This is a genomic window from Candidatus Pelagibacter sp. uisw_098 (assembly GCF_059512505.1).
Window position 1 is genome coordinate 708652 of sequence record NZ_CM183454.1, and the last position, 21094, is coordinate 729745.

Genomic DNA, 21094 nt, shown 5'->3' on the forward strand with positions numbered 1-21094 from the left:
AACCCTTATTTTAAACACTTTTTAGCTATTGTTATAATAGAAGAACACTTGTAGAACATATTTTGTACTTTATTTGTTCTTATGCTAACTAAAAAACAAAAAAACTTGCTTTTATTTATAAACAAGAAATTAAGAGCTTCTGGTGTTTCACCTTCTTACGAGGAAATGAAAGATTCACTAAATTTAAAATCAAAATCAGGGATTCATAGATTAATAAGTGCTTTAGAAGAAAGGGGTTTTATTAGGAGGCTTCCGCATAAAGCAAGAGCTTTAGAGGTGATAAAACTTCCTGAAACAGCTTCTGCTAACGATATTTATAATAGTTTTTCACCAAGTGTTATTAAAGGTGGTTTAGATACGGAAAATACCAATATTAATGAAATTGAAATACCTGTTTTGGGTAGTATCGCAGCAGGAACTCCAGTTGAAGCAATACAAAATGAGGTTTCAAGGATACCTCTTCCAAGTAACCTCGAAAAAAATGGCCAATATTTTGGACTTAAAGTTCAGGGTGATTCAATGATAGAAGCTGGTATCAATGAAGGTGATACGGTTATTATTAAAAGATCTGACACTGCTGACAATGGTAAAATTGTTGTGGCTTTAATTGACGAGCACGAAGCAATGCTAAAAAGAATTAGAAGAAAAGGAAAAACTGTTGCCCTTGAAAGTGCAAATAGAAACTATGAAACTAAAATATTTGGCCCTGACAGAGTAAAAGTCCAAGGCGTTCTAGTATCTTTATATAGAAACTTCTAAGAAAATAGTCTAAAAATCACACATGTCTAATGTTGCAACAAGATTTGCTCCTTCCCCTACAGGAGCCCTTCATATTGGTGGTGTGAGAACTGCTTTATTTTGTTGGTTGTATTCAAAAAATAAAAAAGGAACCTTTCATTTAAGAATCGAGGACACAGATAAAGAGAGATCTAAAGATGAGTATAAAAATCAAATTATAAAATCTTTAAAATGGATTGGTATAGAGCATGATGGAGAACCGTATATTCAATCAACTAAAATAAGCGATCATATTAACGTTGCTAATGAATTGCTTAAAAATGGTCATGCTTATAAATGTTACTGTTCTACAGAAGAAATAGAAGAACAGAAGAAAAGAGCTAGACAAAAAAAATTTCCTTATACCTACAATAGAAAATGTAGAGAATTCAGTGAAAGTGATGCTCCAAAAGATATTAAACCAGTTGTAAGATTTAAAAGTAAAATTGAGGGTTCTTCTATACTAAAAGACTTGGTACAAGGAGATGTTGAAATAGACAATAATACTATAGAAGATTTTATTATTCTAAGGAATGATGGGACTCCAACATATAATTTATCAGCTACTGTTGATGATCATCAAATGAACATGACACATATTATTAGAGGTGATGACCATAAAATAAACACCTTTAAACAGATGCAAATATATCTTTCAATGAAATGGGAACTACCATCTTTTGCTCACATACCTTTAATTCACACGTTAGCAGGTAAGAAATTGTCTAAAAGAGACAATGCCTCAACACTTGATGACTATTCTAAAATTGGAATAATGCCAAATGCTTTAAGAAACTATTTATTAAGACTGGGTTGGTCATATAAGGACAAAGAGATATTTACTTTAGATGAAAGTATTAAACATTTTAATCTTGAGGGAGTTGGCAAATCACCTTCAAAATTAGATATTAGCCGTATATTATCAATAAATGAGCATTACATTAAGAATATTAGTGAAAATGAACTGTACGATCAACTTGCGCAATATTGTGAACTTTATAAAGAAAAGATTTCAGACGAAAAAGAAAATAAAGTTAAAACATCGTTAGCTTTTTTAAAAAATAAAGCCAAAACCTTGGAGGATATATATAATAACTCAAAGTATATTATATTTGATGATGTTAGTTTTGACCAAGAAGATTTAAAACTTATTGATGATAAATCGAAAAAAATATTGGGAGATTTTGTGATTATGGCAAAAGAATTGGAAAATTTTAATAAAGAAAATATTGAGCCTATTATTAATCATCTAATTAAATCACACGAAACCAACTTTAAGAGTGTTGGCCAACCACTAAGAATAGGGTTAACGGGTACAAAATTTGGACCAGGTATTTATGATATAATAATATCTTTAGGAAAAGCAGAAGTAATTAAACGATTAGGAAATAAGATACTTAGCTAATATTAAAGACGCTTCGCTGCTAGATGATGTTTTAGATTTAATCTCATCAATAGTTTTCCTACAAATTTTTATTTGTTTTTCCATAATATCTGGATTTTTTAATAAATAAACTACAGAATTATAAATTTCATTTGCACTACATTCGTTTTGTAATAGTTCTGGAATAACTTCCTTTCCATTAATTATATTTATTATATTGGCAAATTTTACTTTAACTAATGATTTCATAATTAAGTAATTAATCATATTAATCTTATAAATAATGATTGATGGAATTTCTAAATTACAAATTTCTAATGATACAGTGCCCGATTTTGATACAGCAAAAATTGAATTTGATAATATTTCAAATTTAATTTTTTCGTCAGAAATTACTTGAGTATTTTTTAAACTAATTTTTTGTAAATAATTAATAATTAAATTTTTATTTTCAGTTGTGGCATGAAAAACAAAACTATAATCATTAAACTTTTTATTCATCATATCAATAAAGTCACACAAAATTGGTAGAAGGATATTTATTTCTGAAGTCCTGCTTCCAGCAAAAATAGATATAATTTTTTTATCACTCGCATTAAAAGATGATATATCAATCATAGATTTTTTATTCTGCTCAAGTAAAGGATGTCCAACAAAAGTATTAGGAATATTTTCTTTATCAAAATATTTTTTTTCAAAATTAAACAATAAGAGAATATGATCAATAAATTTTTTAAATTTTTTTACTCTACCTTCACGCCATATCCATACTTGTGGTGCCACATAATGAACTGTTATAACTTTATTATTAATTTTCTTAACTCGCTCAGCAACCCTAAGTGTAAAATCGGGGCTATCAACACTAAATAATATATCGGGGTTAAATTTAATAATCTGATCAACTGTAGTATTAATTCTATTCCTAATCTTAAAAATATTAAGTAAAACACTTGTGAAGCCAATATAGGTAATCTCTTTAAGGTCAAAAATTGATTTTATACCTAGTTTACTAAGATGGATTCCACCAACACATAAGTATTGAATGTCAGGGTTGTCCTTTTTTAATTTCGTTATAACTGATGAAGCAAGTTTATCTCCTGAGGGTTCACCGGTTATTATAAAAATTTTTTTCATTTAATAGTTATAAAAATTTTATTTTTATTTGCAAAATTAATGCACTTTTTTCTATCTAAAAAAATATTTTGTTTAGATTTCAAAACAATACCTTTTATATCTGCTTTACTACAATCTTTGAGTGTATCGATACCAATAGTTGGTAAGTCAACTCTAAGGTCTTGTTTTTTTTTAGGAAATTTAATTAATATTGCTTCTGAATTTTTTAATTTTTTAAATGATAACAACATTTTTTTTGTCCCTTTTGCAGATTCTTTTGCGACTACATTATTATTGCTAACAATTAATCCCTGAACATGATTATGAGCATTAAGTTTATTAAGCAGCATTATTCCTTTTTTAATTTGTATTAGGTCATTATTATTAGGCTTAAGTATTGTGAGATCACTTCTTTTTAAAGTTAGCTCTGGATTAAAAAAATTCGATCTTATAACTTTAATTTTATGCTCAGCTAATATCTTGATGAGTTCTCTTAATATAGCTGCATCACCAAGTTTAAATGCGGCAATAATTCTAGACATATAAAACAAGCCTTTAAAATCTAATTTTAATGTTGATAACCTAGGTTTATCTATTTTTCCTGCAAATAAAACTTTGTTGCATTTTTTTTCTTTTATCAAATTAAGGATTTTTCCAAATTGGCCTATACTTATGTGATATGAATTATTATTCTTTATAAATCTATTATTATTTGTTAAGTCGATGATAAAATATTTTATATTTTTTTTTGTTAAATTATTAATTATTAATTTTGGGAAATCTGTAGTGCCAAGAAAGAGGCCTATCATTTTTTTTCAAAATAATTTATATTTATAACAGTTCTAATACTTTCATCTGTACAATCAACACCACAATGTTTTTGATGTCCGTCAAAAATAACTATTCTGTTAGCTATAGCAGAAATTTTTTTTCCATTTTGGAAAAGTGTAGAACCATTATTTGTATTACAATAAAATACTGCTGTCTTAATATTTTCTATATTTGTGTCTGTATGCATGAGAGATTTTTTATTAGAATCTTTTTTTGTTGTTAGGTTTGCTTTTATTCTGTAAATCTTTTCAGGATTTATTTTTCTTATAATTGGCATCAAAATTTTAAAATATTTTGAAACAATTTTACCACCATCATCTACAAATAAATGTGTAAATTGAAAATCTCCATCATGGAGTTCCGATTTTCCATTAACAAAATACCATGGAAATTTTGCCTCTAAGATTACTTTTGCCAAAACAATAAAGGCATTAGGATCAATAAAATTATCAATTATTTTCATTTTTTAATAATGGAGTACAAATAGGTCGTTTTTTTTCTTTATTTATAAATTCTATTATATCGTTAATTAGCGAGTTATCTTTGTAAGCACTATTTAAGTTATTTAGATTTTCAGTTAATTGTTGTGTTTTAAAAATCTCTTTATAAGCTTCTGATAATAGTAAAATAACTTTATTGGATATTTTTTTTCTTCTTAAACCAACTAAATTTAAACCCAAAAGTTGATTTCTATTACCGGCAGACAGAGAATATGGAATAACATCTTTCTCAACACCAGTCATTCCACCAATCATAGCCATTTTGCCTATTCTAGTAAATTGTTGCACTGCTGAATTTCCACCTATAATAACGTCATTAGCAATTTGCGCATGCCCCGCAATTGCTACGTTATTTGCTAAAACAATATTATTTTCTAAGACACAGTCATGCGCTACATGTGAAGAAACCATTAATAAACAATTATTTCCTATAGTGGTTTCACGCCTTCCTCCTTTTGTTCCAGGGTTTATGCTTACATATTCTCTAATCTTATTATTATCACCAATTACAAGTTTTGTTTCTTCCCCATTGAACTTTAAATCCTGAGGATCATTTCCTATAGATGAAAAAGGATAAATTTTATTATTTTTTCCAATAATTGTATTTCCAGAAATACTAACATGGGAATGTATTGTTGTATTTTCATTAATTTGAACATTTGGACCTACCATAGAGTATGCTCCAATTTCAACATTTTTGCCTATAATTGCTTTATTATCTATAATTGCTGTTTTGTGAATCACTTATTATCCTTAATAAAATTTTTTAAGCTTTTTGCAGGATATCCCATTACTTTCGAATTATCTGAAATATTTTTTATTACTCCGCTGCCACCTCCTATTTGAACGTTATTACCAATGGATAAATGTCCAGCAATTCCAGTTTGTCCACCTATAATCACATTGTTTCCTAGCGTTGAACTGCCAGCAAAACCAACTTGTCCTGCCACAATACAATTATTACCAATTTTATTGTTGTGGGCTATATGAACTTGATTGTCCAAATATGTATTTTTTCCAATAATTGTATTTGATAACGACCCTCTATCTATGGTGCATCCACAACCAATTTCACAATTATTTTCGATGATAACAATCCCAATATGCGGATATCTATTATTTTTTTTTTTATCAGGATAAAACCCAAAGCCTTTTTTGCCAATGACACAGCCATCTAAAATGTTAACATTATTTTTAATTATAGTTTTTCTTAAAATAACATTAGAGCCAATCGAGCAATTATCTCCAATAATTACATTATTTTCAATAATAGAATTATGACCAATCGAGCAATTACTTCCAATTTGCACATCTCTACCAATTAAGATATTTTTTCCATATTTAATTTTATTTATAAAGCTAATTTTTTCTGCACTTTCTACAGTATCATCAAAATCATCATTGACAGCATCCGGATAAAAAATTTTAGTAATATTAGCTGTAGCTAGCAATACATTATCAACAACTATTGGATTACAATTTTTGGGAAGAAATTGTGATAATTTTCTCGTAGTAATACAAAATTGAGCATTAGTTTTTGATGCTAAATTTTCATATTTTTTTGAATGAAAAAATGTAATATTATTTTTTTCTGCTGTAACTAAATCCTTAATATCATTTACTATAGTTTCAGAATAATTTTCTAAATTATTAATATTGCTCAATTTTAAAACATTGGCTATGTTGAATGGACCATTTTTTTTGAAAAAAGGATTGTTCATTAATCTAGCTTTTTATCAAAATCTAAATTAAATGATTATCAAGAATTGTTGCTAATTATTTCTTATCTACAATAGTTGCAGACCAAAGTGCATCTGCCATACGTTTGCCATCAACAAGAGCTTCGCCTTTATATTTCCACACTCTACCGTGAGATCTCACAGCTTCGATGTTCAATTCAAGTTTACAGTCTGGAATAACAGGGTTTCTAAATCTAGCCTTCTCAATGCCCATTAAAAAGACCAGTTTATTAGCATAAGTTTCTTTATCAAGACCATGAGCGGTTAATGCTGCTGCTGCTTGACCAAATGCTTCAACAATCAATACACCAGGCATCACAGGATTATCGGGAAAGTGGCCTTGAACAAAAAAACTATCAGTTTTAACATAAACTATGGCAGTAGCAGAAAGCAACTTTTTAATATTATGTAGCTCATCAATAAGCAACATTGGCTCTCTATGTGGTAACAGGTTTTGTATTTGAGATTTATCTAAAAATTCTTTTGTCATTTAACCTTAAATTCTTTAATTTTTATATTGATAAGTTTAACAACATCTTCGCTAATATCCAGATCAGATTTTCCAAGAACAATATTTTTTTTATGTAAAATTAATGAAATTTTATTTTCCTCAGAATATTTTAAGAGAATTGTATTAATCTCTAAAATAAATCTACTAGTGTTCTTTCTTTTTAATTCTTTTAATTCATCAATATCTTTTTTTTTTTATTGAATATTTATTAATTTGAGATTTTAAAGAAGTGATGTTTTTTTCATATTCTGATGCTGCTAAAATATTTTTTTGAGTAATAAGTTTTTTCTCTTTATTCTTTAGATCTTTTGCAATTTTTTCTAAATCTTTTAGTCTTTTTTCATTTATGTCATTTAATTGATTCAAAATTGATTTACCTGCGATAGATGTAGACATGATTTTATCCATATCAATAAAAACAATGTTTGTATTAGCTATTAAAATATTCGGAAATAATAAAAATATAAACGGAATAAATAAAAAATATTTTTTCATTAAAAAGTAGTACCAAGGTTAAATCTAAACGATTCAGTAATATCGTTATCATCTTTACTGATTACCTCTGTAAAAGAAAAGTTAAGTGGACCTATGGGGGTAAATAAATCAACGCCCATTCCAATAGAGGATCTTATTGCACTTCCGTCATCTACACTAGAATCGTAGTCAACACCCCACACATTAGCTGCATCAAAGAATATAGAAAATTCTGTATTTTGTAAGCTTGGTAATATTTGAGGGAGTGATGTTGCAATATTTATAGCAGCAGCATAGTTTCCTCCTACATAATCCTCTCCATCCTTTGGTCCAACTTTTCCTGACTCAAATCCTCTTAGTCTATTTGAAGGTAAAGACAATCTGTCAGAAAGTTTGACATCTTTATTTGTAAGTGATTCTGTTGCGGAGGCATAAAAGCTTATTGATGCTACGTTCTCATTAAACCAAGTATTAAAAATTTTATAATCATAAGTATTTGTTAGTGAATAATTTTCGCTTATTAAGGGTAAGTTTTGAGTAAATCTGCTTCTAAAACCATCTGTAGTTTTATATTTTTGATTTCTCTTATCATAATCTAAGGTGAAATTAAAAAAGGTATCAAAATATGATCCTTTTTGTCTAGTCATACTAGCCGATGCTGTGCTATCTGTTTTTAAGTTTTCAATAAACGAAGATACGCCACTAGTCAGATAGAAATCATCGTAATATTCAAAACCACTGCCTATAGTAAAACCAGTTTTGCTTGATTTATAACCAGAGGCTATAAGCCGATCTGTGACAATACTTTGAGCACTTAATCTTAATGAACGATTTGAACCTCTATAATTTGGATTATTTAAGGAAAATAAACCTTTAACAGAATCTTTGCTTAATGTTAGATTTGAAGAAAATTTAATACCCCTACCTAAAAAATTATTTTCTTTTGCACTAAAAGCTAATGTACCACCAGAAGTTCCAACCCCAGCACCAGCACTAATTTCACCTGTTGGCTTTTCTTCAACAATAATGTTAATTATTTTTTGGTTATTATTTGTCCCTTCAACAATTTCGGTTTTAACATCTTTAAAAAAGTTTAATGATCTTATGTTATTAATTGATTTTTTGTGTAATAAATCACTGAATGAGTCACCCTCATCTACATTTAACGCATTTCTAATTACCTCTTCTTGAGTAACATTGTTTCCGAAAATATTAATTCTCTCTACGTAAAATTTTTCCGCTTCTACAATATTGAAAGTTAAATTGATTAAATTATCAGTAAATTCCTCATTAACAGTTGAGTTTAAAAATTCATATTGTTCATTTAATACAATCTTATCAATTTCATTTAGAATTCTATCTATAGAATTTAAAGAATATTTTTTTCCTTTTAACTTAGTAAAAATTTTATTTAAATTAATAAAATTAGCTTCATCGTAATCATTTGGTAAAATAATTTTAATATCGTTAAAAAAATATTTTTTATTAGATGTAATATTATAAATAAGCTCAAATTCATTATTACCAAGATAATTTGCATATGATGATTCAATTTTTACCTTATAAAATCCACGATTTTGATAAAAGTTTCTTAATAGTTTTTTATCAAAATTAATTAGTTGTTCATTTAAAAATTTTTTACCTGAAATAAATTTCCAAAATTTATATTCTTCACTCAAGATTACATTTCTAAGCTTGTTATCTTTTATCTTTTTGTCACCTATAAAAGAGATTTTTGAAATTTTAGCTTTGTTTCCAATATCAATATCATGTATCAAATTAACTTTATTGTTACCAAGGTTTTCAATCTTTGTTGTTATAACTGAAAAATAATAACCTCTATCTTTAAGTAAATTGATTATTCCAGTTTCGTCATTTTTAAGAAGGGCTATATTGAACGACGACCTATCCTTTAAATTCAAAATATCAATTATAGATTTTTTTATTGTTTTAGATTTTATACCCTCAATAAAAACACTTTGTATAATTGGGTTCTCCTCTACTTTGATTAGAAGTTGATTATTTATTATTTTGATAGAAACATCTTTAAAAAAACCCGTATTATATAAATTTTTTAAAATTAAATTAATTGAATCTTCATTCAAAATTTTGTTATCTGGAATAGCTGAAAAAACCTTTATAGTTTCATCCGATATTCTAGAATTGCCATTAATAATAATCTCATTATAATTCTTAGAATGCAAGGGAGTGATGAGGAAAAACAGCACTAAAGATAATTTTAAAATAAAACTTAGCATGCTGATGTTATACACTCATGTTGTTAATTTTTAAACTTACATAATTTGATAATTTTGTAATTTGATTGATATTCTTAGGTGCTATTTTTTTATATTTCTTAAATTCAGTCATATTGAGAGTTTTTAATAAAATTCTAGATATATCTGTAAATTTTATTTTTTTTTCTAAGAATAGTTTAACCAAACAATCGTTAGCTGCAACAATAACTGTTTCAAATAAAGAGTTGTTATTTTTTAATTTATCTAAAAATTCAACAAGTGGGAATCTTTTTTTATCAATTTTTTCAAGATTAAGATTATTTAATTTTTTTAAACTTAATTTTTCAGATTTAATCTTTTTGTATGAATCTGAGTATAAAGAATTAAAAATTGGTATTTTCATATTTGTGTCATGAATCAAAAGCTTAGTAAGACCATTATTAAATTTAATTATTGCATGAAGATATGAATGAGGATGAACAATAATTTCTAGTTGATTATAACTTAAATTGAAAATTTTTTTTGCTTCGATAATTTCAAAAACTTTATTCATCATGGTTGCTGAGTCAATTGATATTTTTTTTCCCATAGACCAATTTGGATGCTTAAGGGCCATGGTTGGTGTTATTGATTTAAATTTGCTTAATGGATATTTTCTGAATGGGCCTCCTGAAGCTGTGATATAGACTTTTTCAATACTATTATTTTTTAAATTTTCCAATAAAGACCAAATTGAAAAATGTTCAGAGTCTACTGGTATAAATTGTGTTTTGTTATATTTAAGACTTTTTTTAATTAATGACCATCCACATATAATTGACTCTTTGTTTGCTATTGCAATTTTTTTACAAAATTTAATTATAGATAAAGTTGGTTTTAATCCATTAAATCCTGAAATCGCACTCATAACGTAGTCGATTTCTTTTTTTTGGAAGATTTTATTGATTGAATTAAAATCGTTATAAATATTTATTTTTTCATTTATCAAAATTTTTTGAATTTTAATAAATGCAAGTTTATTTGTAATAATTATATTTTTAACTTTGAAAATTTTAACTTGTTTTAAAAGCTCTTTATAATTTGAGTTAGCAGTAAGCAAATAAATTTCAAAATTATCTTTATCATTTTTTAATATACTAAATAAAGACTTTCCGATTGATCCTGTGGAACCTAAAATAACAACTTTTTTTTTCATTTTAATTAATATTAAATAAAATAATTCCAGCAGGTATTGCAAAAATAATTCCATCTATCCTATCTAAAAATCCACCGTGACCAGGTAATAAATCACTTGTATCCTTAACTTTTGCTTTTCTTTTTATTAAAGAGATAAATAAGTCACCCATTTGAGATGTAAGGGATATGACTAATGTAGCAAAAAATAAAAAGAAAGTATTACCTTCATATAAATCATTAATAAAAAGAGGTATCAACATTACGGAAAATATAAATGACCCTATTGCACCTGAAATAGTCTTTTTTGGGCTTATTTTTGTAAGTTTTTTACCTTTAAAAGTTTTGCCAAAAACAAAACCACCGATATCTGATACTATAGCTACTAACAGCGAATATAAAATAAAAATATTATTATCTGAATTTTGATTTACAATTATAAAAAAAGTCATTATTGATAAATACAAAAGTGATATAGCTTTTAACGCAACTCTTAAAAATTTATCCTTAAAACTGCTACTTTTAAATATTTTTGATATTAAAGCGTAAAATTCAATCCACACAATCGTTGTGATGATTATTAAAGATATAATAAGTATAAATGAATAAAGATACATTAAAAAAAGTAATACTGTTAAAAATATAGATGTAATTATTCTTTTTTTAAACTCAGATATCATATTAAATAGAACCAAAATTTCTTTTTAAACTTTTAAATTTTTTTAAAATTTTTTTAAAATCATGGTTTTTGAAGTCTGGCCAAAGTTTTTTTTCAAAGAATATTTCTGTATATGCTAGTTGCCATAATAAAAAATTGCTTAGTCTATTTGTATTACCAGTTCTAATTAATATGTCTGGGTCTGGAATTTGGTTGGTATAAAGGTTTTTTTCAATATTTTTTTTAGTTATATTTATTTGATTTTTAACAGTCAATTTAATAGCGTTTATAATTTCATTTTTTGATCCATAGTTTAGTGCAATATTAACTTGCAATTCATTGCCATCTCTTGTTTTTAACTCAGATTCTTTTAACAGTTTTTTTAATTTTGCAGGTAATGTTTTTATAGTGCCGATAAATCTTAATTTTATTTTTTTTTCAATTAAATTATGAATTTTTTTTACTAGGAAAGTTTCTAGTAAATTGAATAAGAAGTTAATTTCTTTTTTAGGTCTTTTCCAATTTTCAGTAGAAAAAGTGTAAAGTGTTATGTATTTAATATTGTTTTTAAAACATTCATTAATTACCATCTCTACTGTATTTAACCCAGCTCTATGTCCAGCGTTTCTAGATCCTTTGTGCTTAATGCCCCATCTCCCGTTTCCATCCATAATGATGGCAACATGTTTAACTGGGTTCATATGGTCATTATTTCTTTTTCTTTAGCTTCAACTTTTTGATCTATAATTTTAATATGCTCATCTGTAAATGTTTGTATAATTTTTTCATTTTTTTTTTCATCATCCTCACTGATTTTCTTATTTTTAACTAAATTTTTTAAATCATCATTAGCTTCACGTCTTATATTTCTAATTGAAACTTTGCACTTTTCGCCGATGGATTTAATTACTTTTTTAATTTCAGACCTTCTCTCTTCATTTAAATCTGGAACAGGCAGTCTAATCAATTGCCCATCTATTTGAGGGTTTAAACCAAGCTCAGATTTTTTTATGGCAGAATCAACCAATGGAACGTTATTAAGGTCCCAAACTTGAATGTTGATAGTACGCGCATCTGGAGTTGTTATGCTAGAAACTTGATTTAATGGCATCGCTTGTCCATAAACATCGACCTTAACAAGATCAAGCATTGCTGCATTTGCTCTACCAGTTCTTAATGATGTTAATTCTTTTGTAAAAACCTCAATGGTTTTATCCATCTTCTGGTTGTACATTTTATCATCAAACATCTATTCGCCAATTTTTATTCTATAGAAATCTTTAATATTTAAGTTAGTGATATTAAGATCTTTTATTACATCTTGCACTCTTTTTTTAGGTTCCATAACCCATGCTTGAGTAAGAAGTGCATTATCCTCTTTAAATTTATTCATTTTACCTAGGCTAATTTTTTGCGCAATATCATCTGGTTTTCCAGAATTTTTCAATTCTTCCGTTACAAGATCTTGTTCTTTTTGAAGTACATTTGCATCAATTAAATCTGAACTCAATGCTAGTGGATTAGATGCAGCTACATGCATTGAAAGCTGTCTTCCAAAATTTTTAACAGCATCACTATCATCGGAAGTTTCAAGAGATACCAAAACCGATAATTTAGATAAATTATCCTTAACTACAGTGTGTAAATAGTTAAAATTTTTAGTGCCTTTTTGGTTAAACGTTTTAAGTTTGCCGACTGTTATTTTTTCACCCATTTTTGCTATTAATGAAACTAGGTTGTCTTCAACCGTTTGGCCATTTAGCATATTAGATTTATTTAATTTATTTAAGTCTGAATTGTTTTGATTATTTAATTCACTCAGTTCTTTTGCAAATGAGACAAAATCATCATTTTTAGCAACAAAATCTGTCTCACAATTTAACTCTATTAACGATATTTTATTTTCGTCTCCAGAGGTTGCTATAACTCCTTCTTTAGCATCTCTAGACATTTTTTTTGAAGCTTTAGAAATTCCTTTAACTCTTAAAATTTCCACTGCTTTATCTAAGTCTCCACCCGATTCTTTAACAGCTATATTGCAATCTTTAAAACCAGCACCTGTTGCTTCTCTAAGTTGTTTTACTTTTTCTATATCACTCATATTAATTCAACTTTTCCTTTTCTTTTTTTGAGAATTTAGCATCTAATTTTTCTCTATCTAATTCTTGAACAGTTTTAGTAGATTTTTCTTTTTCTTTCATATCTTCAACTTTAAGTTTCTCTTCACTTTTAGATGGTGTTGCTTTTTTTGCATTTTCAATAGTTTCTTTTATTAGATTACAATAAAGATCAATTGCTCTTCTAGCATCATCATTACCAGGAATTGGAAAATCAACACCGTCTGGGTTCGAATTACTATCCAATATAGCACAGATTGGAATTCCCAACTTAGTTGCTTCCGCGATAGCTAAAGATTCATAGTTTGTATCAATAATAAAAACTAAATCTGGAATTTTTTTCATTTCAGCAATTCCACCTAAAGCTCTTTCTAATTTATCTTTTTTAACACTCATTTTTAATAACTCTTTTTTTGTAAAGCCTCTATTTTCAGCTACAAGGTCAGCTTCATATTTCTTCATCTTTTTAATTGATCCAGAAATTGTTCCCCAGTTAGTTAACATTCCACCTAACCATCTGTAATTTACAAAATATTGTCCAGTTTCTTTTGCAACTTCTGCAATAGCTTCAGATGCTTGTTTTTTAGTTGATACAAAAAGAATTTTGCCATTATTAGCAACAACATCGTAGACTTTTTCTAAAGCTACATTTGTTAATTCTAATGTTTGCGTTAAATCAATAATGTGAATTGAATCTCTTTTACCAAAGATATATTTTTTCATCTTTGGGTTCCATCTTAAAGTCTTATGACCTAAGTGAACGCCTGCTTCTAATAATTGTTGAATAGTTAGACTTGGTATTTTCATATTTATTCCCGGTTAAGCCACCACAGTAATTTCCATTTAAGGACCGGAGGTATAAAACCACAAACTGTGTGCGTGTTAATTTAATTTAAGAGTTATTTACAAATTATTTGTAAAACAAACAAGTCTTTTTTAGTGAATAATCGTCGAAATATCATTGTTTCTTAAGATATTTATAGCTTTTCTATCAATAAGTCTTTTATTTTTAAGTTTGAAGTTAATATTACCAGATTCATCATTAATATTAATTTTTACTTCCGTTGTCCCCTCTTCACTAACTAAATCAGATATTTTATCAATGTCTTTAACAGACTTAAGATTGAATATAATTTCATTAACAGGTTTATTAAAAAGATCTTTTAGAGAGGCTATTTTTTGAACATTTATTCTTTTGGATTTTTTTTCATCATTAGAAATTGTTTTAATTAAGGTTATAATTAATGAGCTACCCTCAATAAGAGCGTCTCTATTAAGTTCTAATATGTCAGAAAAAATAAAAAGTTCAAAAACGCTAGTTAAATCTGTAAACTTGATAACACCATAAGAATTTCCTCTAGCAGTTTTTCTTTCTGTGATTTTTAAAAGTGTTGCAGCAATATTTGCATCTTTTATATCATCATTCAAATTAAACTTTACATAATCAACTATTTTATAATCATCAAAAATTTCTTTAAATTGGTTTAAGGGGTGATCGGATATAAAAAAACCTACAGCTTCAAATTCTCTTGACAGTCTATCTTCAAAGTTCCAATCCTCAATATTAAGTACTATTTCATTGTCCTGCTCTTCATCAGATTCAAATAGATCAATTTGATTTGCTGCTTTATTTTCAAAGATATTTTTTGTTTTTAAGATAAAATTAGGAATTGAATTAAATAATGCCTGTCTATTGCCATCTATATTATCAAAAGCTCCTGCTTTGACTAAACCTTCTAACTGTAGTTTATTAATATCTTTAGGATTAACTCTATTTAGAAATTCGTTGATTGATTTAAATTTGCCATTTTCTTTTCTTTCTTTAACAACATTTGAAATTGCTTCAAGTCCTACGCTTTTAATTCCACCCAAGGCATAATAGAAATTTTCTTCATCAAACTGAAAATCAGCAAAACATCTGTTTATATCTGGGCGTATAACTTTAATATTAATTCTCTTAAGTTCTTCATGAAATTCACTAAGTTTATTTTGGTTTGACATATCCATTGTCATTGATGCTGCAAAAAACTCTTTGGGATAATATGTTTTTAAAAATGCTGTTTGATAAGAAATGATTGCATAAGCTGCCGCGTGACTTTTATTAAAACCATATTCAGCAAATGGTTCAATTTTTAAAAAGATACTTGCAGCAATATCCTTGTTAATTCCATTTTTAAGAGCACCAGCAATAAAACCTTGTTTCTGTTTTTCTAATTCTGCTCTTTTCTTTTTACCCATTGCTCTTCTTAAAATATCAGCTTCTCCAGCAGTAAATCCTGACAATTTTTGGGCTATTTGCATTACCTGCTCCTGATAAATAATTACGCCATAAGTAGGTTTAAGAATATCCTCCAGTAATGGATGCAAATAATCTGGTGTTTGCCTACCATGTTTACAGTCATTATAAACAGGTATGTTGCTCATAGGTCCCGGACGATAAAGAGCAACTAGAGCTATAATATCCTCAATATGATTAGGTTTCATCTGCAATAATGCTTCACGCATTCCAGCACTCTCCACCTGGAATAATCCAACTGTATGGCCAGATGATAATAGTTCAAAAACTTTCTTATCTTCAAAATTAATATCTTCAATTTTAAAATCTTTAACATTTTTATTAATTAGCTTTTGAGTTCTATTGATTACAGTTAAAGTTTTTAAACCTAAAAAATCAAACTTGATTAAGCCTGCATTTTCTGCTGAATACATGTCAAATTGTGTGGATGGTAACAGTAAATCAGCCGATACATCTTTGTATAAAGGAACAACTTCTGTTAATTTTCTGTCTGCAATCACAACACCAGCAGCATGAGTTGCTACGTTTCTATTCAAGCCTTCTAGTTTTAAAGAAAGATCAGTTAATTTTTTTACACGGGAATCTTCATTAACTAATTTTTGAAGTCGAGGCTCACTATTAATGCATTCAGATAAACTTTGTGGTCTTGAAGGATCAAAAGGTATCATTTTTGAAATACTATCAACAAAACCATAAGGTAGACCTAAAACTCTACCTACATCTCTAATAACCATTCTTGCCTTTAATTTACCAAAAGTTATTATGTGAGCGACGCTATCTTTATATTTCGTTGTTAAATATTTAAAAACTAGATCTCTTTTTTCCTCACAAAAATCTATATCAAAGTCAGGCATTGACACACGATCAGGATTTAAAAATCTTTCAAATATCAAATTAAATTTTATTGGATCAACATCAGTAATAGATAAGCACCATGCAACAAGAGAGCCAGCTCCTGAACCCCTACCAGGTCCAACTGGAATATCGTTACTCTTAGCCCATTTGATATAGTCAGAGACAATCAAAAAATAACTAGGATACTTCATTTCAATGATTATCTTTAATTCATGGTCTAATCTGTCTTTATATTTTATAAATTTATCATTATTCTCTAAATTTTTTACATCGATCTTAAAAACTTTTAGGAATTTTTCTTTCAAGCCATCTAATGAATCTTTTTTAAGTATTTCATCTGCACTACCTCCTTTTTCAGAGCTAATATTTGGCAATACAGGCTTAGAAAATTGTGGTCTAAAATTGCATTTGAATGGCAAGTTAAAATTATTTTCTAAGGCTTCAGGAAGATCTGAAAATAATTCTGACATTTCTTCGTTAGACTTAAAGTAGTGTTGATCGCTGTATTTAATTCTATTTTTTTCGTTAACATAAGTCTTTGAACCGATGCATGTTAAGGCATCATGTGCTTCATGCATATTTGATGTTAAATAATAAACTTCATTAGTTGCAATAATTGGTATTTTTATCTTAAAAGATTGATCCAGATTAAATTTTTCAAAGACAATTTCATTTTGATCTCCATGCCTTTGAATTTCTAAATAAAAATTATCATACAATTTTGATGATAAACTTTTATAAATCTTTGTTATCTCCTCTAAACGACCCTTTTGAAATAGTTTCCCAAATAAACCCTGGATAGTTCCAGAGAGCAACAATACACCTTCAGTATTATTTAAAAGTTCCTTAATATCCAAATGAGGATCAGAAAGAGCGTCATTTTCAAGATAAGATCTAGAAGAAAGTTCAATGATCCGCTTATAACCTTTTTCATTAAGGGCAATTAGAGGCAGTAATCCTGTTGTGTCTTCAAATTTAAAATTGATTTGTGTACCAATAATAGGTTGCGTTCCAACTTTAGAAATATTTTCAGCAAATTCTAATGCACCACACAAATTAGATGTATCAGAAAGGCCTAGGCAGGGTATTTTATTTTCTTTACAAAAATCCTTTAAATTATCAATCTTAATTGCACCTTCACAAATTGAATATTGTGTATGAATCTTTAAATGATTAAAGTATTGATTATTTAATTCTAGCATTGACAGTTTTTATATTACCATCAATCATTTCTAATTTGCAATCAGCCATATTGGCAAAAAATCTATTATGAGTTGCATAGATTATTAATCTGTTCTTACTTTTTAAATTATATAAAACATTAAAAACTTCTTTTGCCGTCGTATGATCAAGACTGCCAGTTGGTTCGTCTGCCAATATTATTTCAGGTTCATTTATGAGCGCTCGAGCCATTGCAATTCTTTGCATTTCACCACCTGATAGTTCGGATGGATAATGATGCTCTCGAGATGAAAGGCCCATTTCTTTGATGATTTTTCGTGCTTTTTGAATTGAACTCTTTTTATTGTTACCTTGGGTTAGACTAGCAAGATAAACATTTTCTAGGGCTGTGAAGTCAGGAAGTAAATTGTTTTGTTGATATATAATGCCAATTTTTTTAGATCTAATTTTGTCATTATCAGCATTGTCATTAAAATCTATTGTGTCATTGCCAATTGACAATGAGCCAGTTGTAGGTTTGTCAATCATTGATAAAATATTTAGTAGCGTAGATTTTCCTGATCCCGATGGACCCATAAGAGAATAAATTTTACCTTTTGCAAATGAATAATCAATTTTATTTAAGACAGTTACTTTTTTATTATTAGAAAAAGATTTAGAAATTTTTTTTATAGTTATTGAATTATTCATACTTTAAGCCTTTAACAGGATCTAATTTTGATGCTTTAATTGCTGGAAAAATTGAAACAATAATAGTTATAAGAATTGAACATAACGAAATGATAAAAATTGATGCTGGATTGATCTCGGAAGGCATTGTACTCAAAAAATAAATATCCTCAGGAAACAGACTAATATTAAAAGTATTACTTAAAAATTCTCTTAAATTTTCAATATATAAAGAGAACATCACACCCAAAAAAATACCAAAGAAAGTTGCGCTGGTTCCAATAATAACACCAACTAAAAAAAATATTTTTGTAATAGATTTATTTAAGACACCAATAGATTTAAGTATTGCTATATCTTTAGTTTTATTTTTTACTAAAATTGTAAGTCCTGAAATAATATTAAAAGCGGCTACTATAATAATTAAAGATAAGATTATAAACATTACATTTCTTTCAACTTTTAAGGCTGAAAATAAAGAGCTATTCATATCTGCCCAGGTGTAAACAAATTCATTATCAAATACTTTTTGAATCTGAATCTTTATTTCATCAATATTGGCTGGATTATTCAAATATATTTCTAAGTTTCGTTTTTCTTTCTCAAGATCAAAAAAATTTTCTAATGTATTGAGATTTATGAATGCTATGTTGACATCAAAATCTGCTAAGCCGCTGTCGAAGATTGAGCTTATAATAAAAGTTTCTTGCTTAGGTAAGCTTCCAATAATTGTTTCAATACCTACTGGAGACATAATTAACACTCTATCTCCTATGTTAAGCCCTAAATTAAAACTTAATTCTTTACCTATAGATATAGAATTTTTTAATAACTGTTTTGGTTCTCCTATTAAGTTACCTTTTTTAACAACATCAAGTTTAGGAAAATTTTTACTACTGTAGCCTCTTAAAACTAGTCCTTTTGTATAATCTTTACTAATAACAATAGCCTCACCAGAATTGCTAAAAATTAACTCTTTTGAAATTAGTTTTAAATTGCTGTTATTAAGTTTATTTAAATTAATTGAATTTTCATAAGGTTTAACAGTAACATGTGCGTTAAATCCGACTATTTTATTAACTAGCTCAGTTCTAAAACCATTCATAACAGACATGACAATAATTAACACTGCAACACCTAAGCTTATTCCAATAAATGAAAAAATAGAGATGATATTTAAAAATCCATCTTTTTTTCTTGTTTTTAGATATCTAAATGTAATTTCTTTTTCTAATGTAGAAATCAATTTTTTACTTTAAGTTCAGTTAAAATTTTAGTTATTTGTTCTATGGTTAAATTTTTAGGATCTTTTCCTAACTCTTTAAACTCTAATAAATCACCTTCTGATTTTTTTCCTAAAATTATTTGATATGGAACACCAATTAAATTAAATTTCTTAATTTTAGATGAAAGATTTTCATCTATGTCATCAATAATTGTATCAACATTGTTGCTTTCAAAGTGTTTAAAAAGTTTAGTAGCCTTATCTAAAGCAGATGTGTCATTTTTATTAATCATTGGAATTATAGCTAGTTCATATGGTGCTACAGAAAATGGCCATTTCATTATTTCTTCTTTATCATCATATTTAGCTTCGATAATAGCTCCTACTAGTCTTGAAACACCAATGCCATAAGAGCCCATCTTAACAAAGTCTTTTTTGCTACCCGGAAGATCTACAGCTGCATTTAAAGCTTTTGAATATTTATCACCAAAATAAAAAATGTGTCCCACTTCAATACCTTTAGTAATCAGTCTATTTTCTTCAGAAACTTTTTTTTCAAACTCATCTTTATTAAATTTTTCATCAGCAACAGAATAGTATTGTTCATATTTTTTTCTTAAATCCTCTAAAGATTTTCTGTCCATTACTGAGCCATCGCTATCTAAATCAAAAACTCTTTTATCCATAAAAATTTTACTTTCACCTGTATCTGCTAAAATAATAAATTCATGAGAAAGGTTTCCACCTATAGGTCCTGTATCAGCTGCCATTGGAATGGCTGAAAGTTCCAATCTTTTAAAAGTTTTTAAATAAGAAAAAAAAAACTTATTATAAGAGAAAGCTGCATCTTCGTCGTTTACATCAAATGAATATGCATCTTTCATATAAAATTCTCTACCACGCATAATCCCAAATCTTGGTCTAACCTCGTCTCTAAATTTCCATTGTATGTGATACAATAATTGAGGCAATGATTTATAAGATTTAATACTTGATCTAAATATATCTGTAACTAATTCTTCGTTGGTTGGACCATAAAGCATCTCCCTGCCTTGTCTGTCTTTAATTCGAAGCATTTCGTCTCCATAATCATCGTAACGACCACTTTCTTTCCAAATATCACTGGGCTGAATAGTTGGCATCAGTATTTCTTGAGCACCAATTTTATTTTGTTCCTCTCTAACAATCTGTTCTATTTTTTTCATCACTTTAAAACCTAATGGTAACCATGAATAAATACCTGCTGAAGATTGTTTTATCATTCCCACTCTAAGCATTAATTGATGTGACTTAATTTTTGCTTCTGATGGGTTATTTTTTAATATTGGTATGAATGATTTTGAAATGTACATT

The 21094-nt window shown here is 27.6% G+C and carries 20 protein-coding genes; 2 read left to right on the forward strand and 18 right to left on the reverse strand.

Features of this window, described 5'->3' with window-relative positions; translation table 11 throughout:
• Nucleotides 1-81 precede the first annotated feature (81 nt).
• Both lexA and gltX read left to right on the forward strand, forming a co-directional pair.
• Entirely contained in the window at nucleotides 82-759 is a 678-nt protein-coding gene (lexA, locus tag AC5YF9_RS03855) for a transcriptional repressor LexA (protein WP_415303390.1), read from the forward strand.
• 22 nt (nucleotides 760-781) lie between these two features.
• A complete protein-coding gene (gene gltX / locus AC5YF9_RS03860; RefSeq protein ID WP_415303391.1) occupies nucleotides 782-2182 on the forward strand; it encodes a glutamate--tRNA ligase in 1401 nt (466 codons plus the stop codon).
• Here the strand turns inward: gltX and lpxB are convergent.
• The 18 genes from lpxB to proS all read right to left on the reverse strand — a co-directional run bounded on the left by lpxB (nucleotide 2159) and on the right by proS (nucleotide 21093).
• Entirely contained in the window at nucleotides 2159-3295 is a 1137-nt protein-coding gene (gene lpxB, locus AC5YF9_RS03865) for a lipid-A-disaccharide synthase (protein WP_415303392.1), read from the reverse strand. The genes gltX and lpxB overlap by 24 nt on opposite strands.
• Nucleotides 3292-4083, reverse strand: a complete 792-nt coding sequence (gene lpxI, locus AC5YF9_RS03870; RefSeq protein ID WP_415303393.1) for a UDP-2,3-diacylglucosamine diphosphatase LpxI domain-containing protein — start codon at nucleotides 4081-4083, stop codon at nucleotides 3292-3294. Before lpxI ends, lpxB begins: the two co-directional genes overlap by 4 nt.
• Nucleotides 4080-4568, reverse strand: a complete 489-nt coding sequence (locus AC5YF9_RS03875) for a hypothetical protein (protein ID WP_415303394.1) — start codon at nucleotides 4566-4568, stop codon at nucleotides 4080-4082. The genes lpxI and AC5YF9_RS03875 overlap by 4 nt, the downstream gene beginning before the upstream one ends.
• Nucleotides 4555-5349: an acyl-ACP--UDP-N-acetylglucosamine O-acyltransferase gene (gene lpxA / locus AC5YF9_RS03880; RefSeq protein WP_415303395.1), complete on the reverse strand. Its 795-nt coding sequence runs from the start codon at nucleotides 5347-5349 to the stop codon at nucleotides 4555-4557. The genes AC5YF9_RS03875 and lpxA overlap by 14 nt, the downstream gene beginning before the upstream one ends.
• Nucleotides 5346-6326, reverse strand: coding sequence for a UDP-3-O-(3-hydroxymyristoyl)glucosamine N-acyltransferase (gene lpxD / locus AC5YF9_RS03885; protein WP_415303396.1), 981 nt, complete (start codon nucleotides 6324-6326; stop codon nucleotides 5346-5348). The genes lpxA and lpxD overlap by 4 nt, the downstream gene beginning before the upstream one ends.
• Before the next feature lie 55 nt (nucleotides 6327-6381).
• Nucleotides 6382-6834, reverse strand: coding sequence for a 3-hydroxyacyl-ACP dehydratase FabZ (gene fabZ / locus AC5YF9_RS03890; protein ID WP_415303397.1), 453 nt, complete (start codon nucleotides 6832-6834; stop codon nucleotides 6382-6384).
• A 198-nt stretch (nucleotides 6835-7032) separates the two neighbouring features.
• Nucleotides 7033-7350 (reverse strand): OmpH/Skp family outer membrane protein, encoded by a 318-nt coding sequence (locus tag AC5YF9_RS03895; protein WP_415303398.1) that lies wholly within the window; start codon nucleotides 7348-7350, stop codon nucleotides 7033-7035.
• Nucleotides 7350-9557, reverse strand: coding sequence for an outer membrane protein assembly factor BamA (bamA, locus tag AC5YF9_RS03900; protein WP_415303399.1), 2208 nt, complete (start codon nucleotides 9555-9557; stop codon nucleotides 7350-7352). The genes AC5YF9_RS03895 and bamA overlap by 1 nt, the downstream gene beginning before the upstream one ends.
• Nucleotides 9558-9594: 37 nt before the next feature.
• Nucleotides 9595-10761 carry a 1-deoxy-D-xylulose-5-phosphate reductoisomerase gene (gene dxr / locus AC5YF9_RS03905; RefSeq protein WP_415303400.1) on the reverse strand — a complete coding sequence of 389 codons (1167 nt, stop codon included), beginning with the start codon at nucleotides 10759-10761 and terminating at the stop codon, nucleotides 9595-9597.
• Between the two features lies 1 nt (nucleotide 10762).
• The gene (locus AC5YF9_RS03910) at nucleotides 10763-11419 is read right to left on the reverse strand and encodes a phosphatidate cytidylyltransferase (RefSeq protein WP_415303401.1); all 657 of its coding nucleotides are present in this window, start codon (nucleotides 11417-11419) and stop codon (nucleotides 10763-10765) included.
• A 1-nt stretch (nucleotide 11420) separates the two neighbouring features.
• Complete coding sequence (uppS, locus tag AC5YF9_RS03915) at nucleotides 11421-12098, reverse strand: polyprenyl diphosphate synthase (protein WP_415303402.1); 678 nt, start codon at nucleotides 12096-12098, stop codon at nucleotides 11421-11423.
• Nucleotides 12095-12646, reverse strand: coding sequence for a ribosome recycling factor (frr, locus tag AC5YF9_RS03920; RefSeq protein WP_415303403.1), 552 nt, complete (start codon nucleotides 12644-12646; stop codon nucleotides 12095-12097). Before frr ends, uppS begins: the two co-directional genes overlap by 4 nt.
• Nucleotides 12647-13498: a translation elongation factor Ts gene (tsf, locus tag AC5YF9_RS03925; protein WP_415303404.1), complete on the reverse strand. Its 852-nt coding sequence runs from the start codon at nucleotides 13496-13498 to the stop codon at nucleotides 12647-12649.
• Between the two features lies 1 nt (nucleotide 13499).
• A complete protein-coding gene (gene rpsB, locus AC5YF9_RS03930; protein WP_415303405.1) occupies nucleotides 13500-14321 on the reverse strand; it encodes a 30S ribosomal protein S2 in 822 nt (273 codons plus the stop codon).
• A gap of 129 nt (nucleotides 14322-14450) precedes the next feature.
• Nucleotides 14451-17867, reverse strand: coding sequence for a DNA polymerase III subunit alpha (gene dnaE / locus AC5YF9_RS03935; RefSeq protein ID WP_415303406.1), 3417 nt, complete (start codon nucleotides 17865-17867; stop codon nucleotides 14451-14453).
• Entirely contained in the window at nucleotides 17851-18537 is a 687-nt protein-coding gene (locus AC5YF9_RS03940) for an ABC transporter ATP-binding protein (RefSeq protein WP_415303407.1), read from the reverse strand. The genes dnaE and AC5YF9_RS03940 overlap by 17 nt, the downstream gene beginning before the upstream one ends.
• A complete protein-coding gene (locus AC5YF9_RS03945) occupies nucleotides 18530-19762 on the reverse strand; it encodes an FtsX-like permease family protein (RefSeq protein ID WP_415303408.1) in 1233 nt (410 codons plus the stop codon). Before AC5YF9_RS03945 ends, AC5YF9_RS03940 begins: the two co-directional genes overlap by 8 nt.
• Entirely contained in the window at nucleotides 19759-21093 is a 1335-nt protein-coding gene (gene proS / locus AC5YF9_RS03950; RefSeq protein WP_415303409.1) for a proline--tRNA ligase, read from the reverse strand. Before proS ends, AC5YF9_RS03945 begins: the two co-directional genes overlap by 4 nt.
• Between the last annotated feature and the right edge of the window lies 1 nt (nucleotide 21094).

What these genes read in the sequence shown, in the direction of transcription:
- lexA (WP_415303390.1), top strand. Translation starts at nt 82, where the DNA reads ATGCTAACTAAAAAACAAAAAAACTTGCTTTTATTTATAAACAAGAAA.
- gltX (WP_415303391.1), top strand. Translation starts at nt 782, where the DNA reads ATGTCTAATGTTGCAACAAGATTTGCTCCTTCCCCTACAGGAGCCCTT.
- lpxB (WP_415303392.1), bottom strand. Translation starts at nt 3,295, where the DNA reads ATGAAAAAAATTTTTATAATAACCGGTGAACCCTCAGGAGATAAACTT.
- lpxI (WP_415303393.1), bottom strand. Translation starts at nt 4,083, where the DNA reads ATGATAGGCCTCTTTCTTGGCACTACAGATTTCCCAAAATTAATAATT.
- AC5YF9_RS03875 (WP_415303394.1), bottom strand. Translation starts at nt 4,568, where the DNA reads ATGAAAATAATTGATAATTTTATTGATCCTAATGCCTTTATTGTTTTG.
- lpxD (WP_415303396.1), bottom strand. Translation starts at nt 6,326, where the DNA reads ATGAACAATCCTTTTTTCAAAAAAAATGGTCCATTCAACATAGCCAAT.
- fabZ (WP_415303397.1), bottom strand. Translation starts at nt 6,834, where the DNA reads ATGACAAAAGAATTTTTAGATAAATCTCAAATACAAAACCTGTTACCA.
- AC5YF9_RS03895 (WP_415303398.1), bottom strand. Translation starts at nt 7,350, where the DNA reads ATGAAAAAATATTTTTTATTTATTCCGTTTATATTTTTATTATTTCCG.
- dxr (WP_415303400.1), bottom strand. Translation starts at nt 10,761, where the DNA reads ATGAAAAAAAAAGTTGTTATTTTAGGTTCCACAGGATCAATCGGAAAG.
- AC5YF9_RS03910 (WP_415303401.1), bottom strand. Translation starts at nt 11,419, where the DNA reads ATGATATCTGAGTTTAAAAAAAGAATAATTACATCTATATTTTTAACA.
- uppS (WP_415303402.1), bottom strand. Translation starts at nt 12,098, where the DNA reads ATGAACCCAGTTAAACATGTTGCCATCATTATGGATGGAAACGGGAGA.
- frr (WP_415303403.1), bottom strand. Translation starts at nt 12,646, where the DNA reads ATGTTTGATGATAAAATGTACAACCAGAAGATGGATAAAACCATTGAG.
- tsf (WP_415303404.1), bottom strand. Translation starts at nt 13,498, where the DNA reads ATGAGTGATATAGAAAAAGTAAAACAACTTAGAGAAGCAACAGGTGCT.
- rpsB (WP_415303405.1), bottom strand. Translation starts at nt 14,321, where the DNA reads ATGAAAATACCAAGTCTAACTATTCAACAATTATTAGAAGCAGGCGTT.
- dnaE (WP_415303406.1), bottom strand. Translation starts at nt 17,867, where the DNA reads ATGCTAGAATTAAATAATCAATACTTTAATCATTTAAAGATTCATACA.
- AC5YF9_RS03940 (WP_415303407.1), bottom strand. Translation starts at nt 18,537, where the DNA reads ATGAATAATTCAATAACTATAAAAAAAATTTCTAAATCTTTTTCTAAT.
- proS (WP_415303409.1), bottom strand. Translation starts at nt 21,093, where the DNA reads ATGTACATTTCAAAATCATTCATACCAATATTAAAAAATAACCCATCA.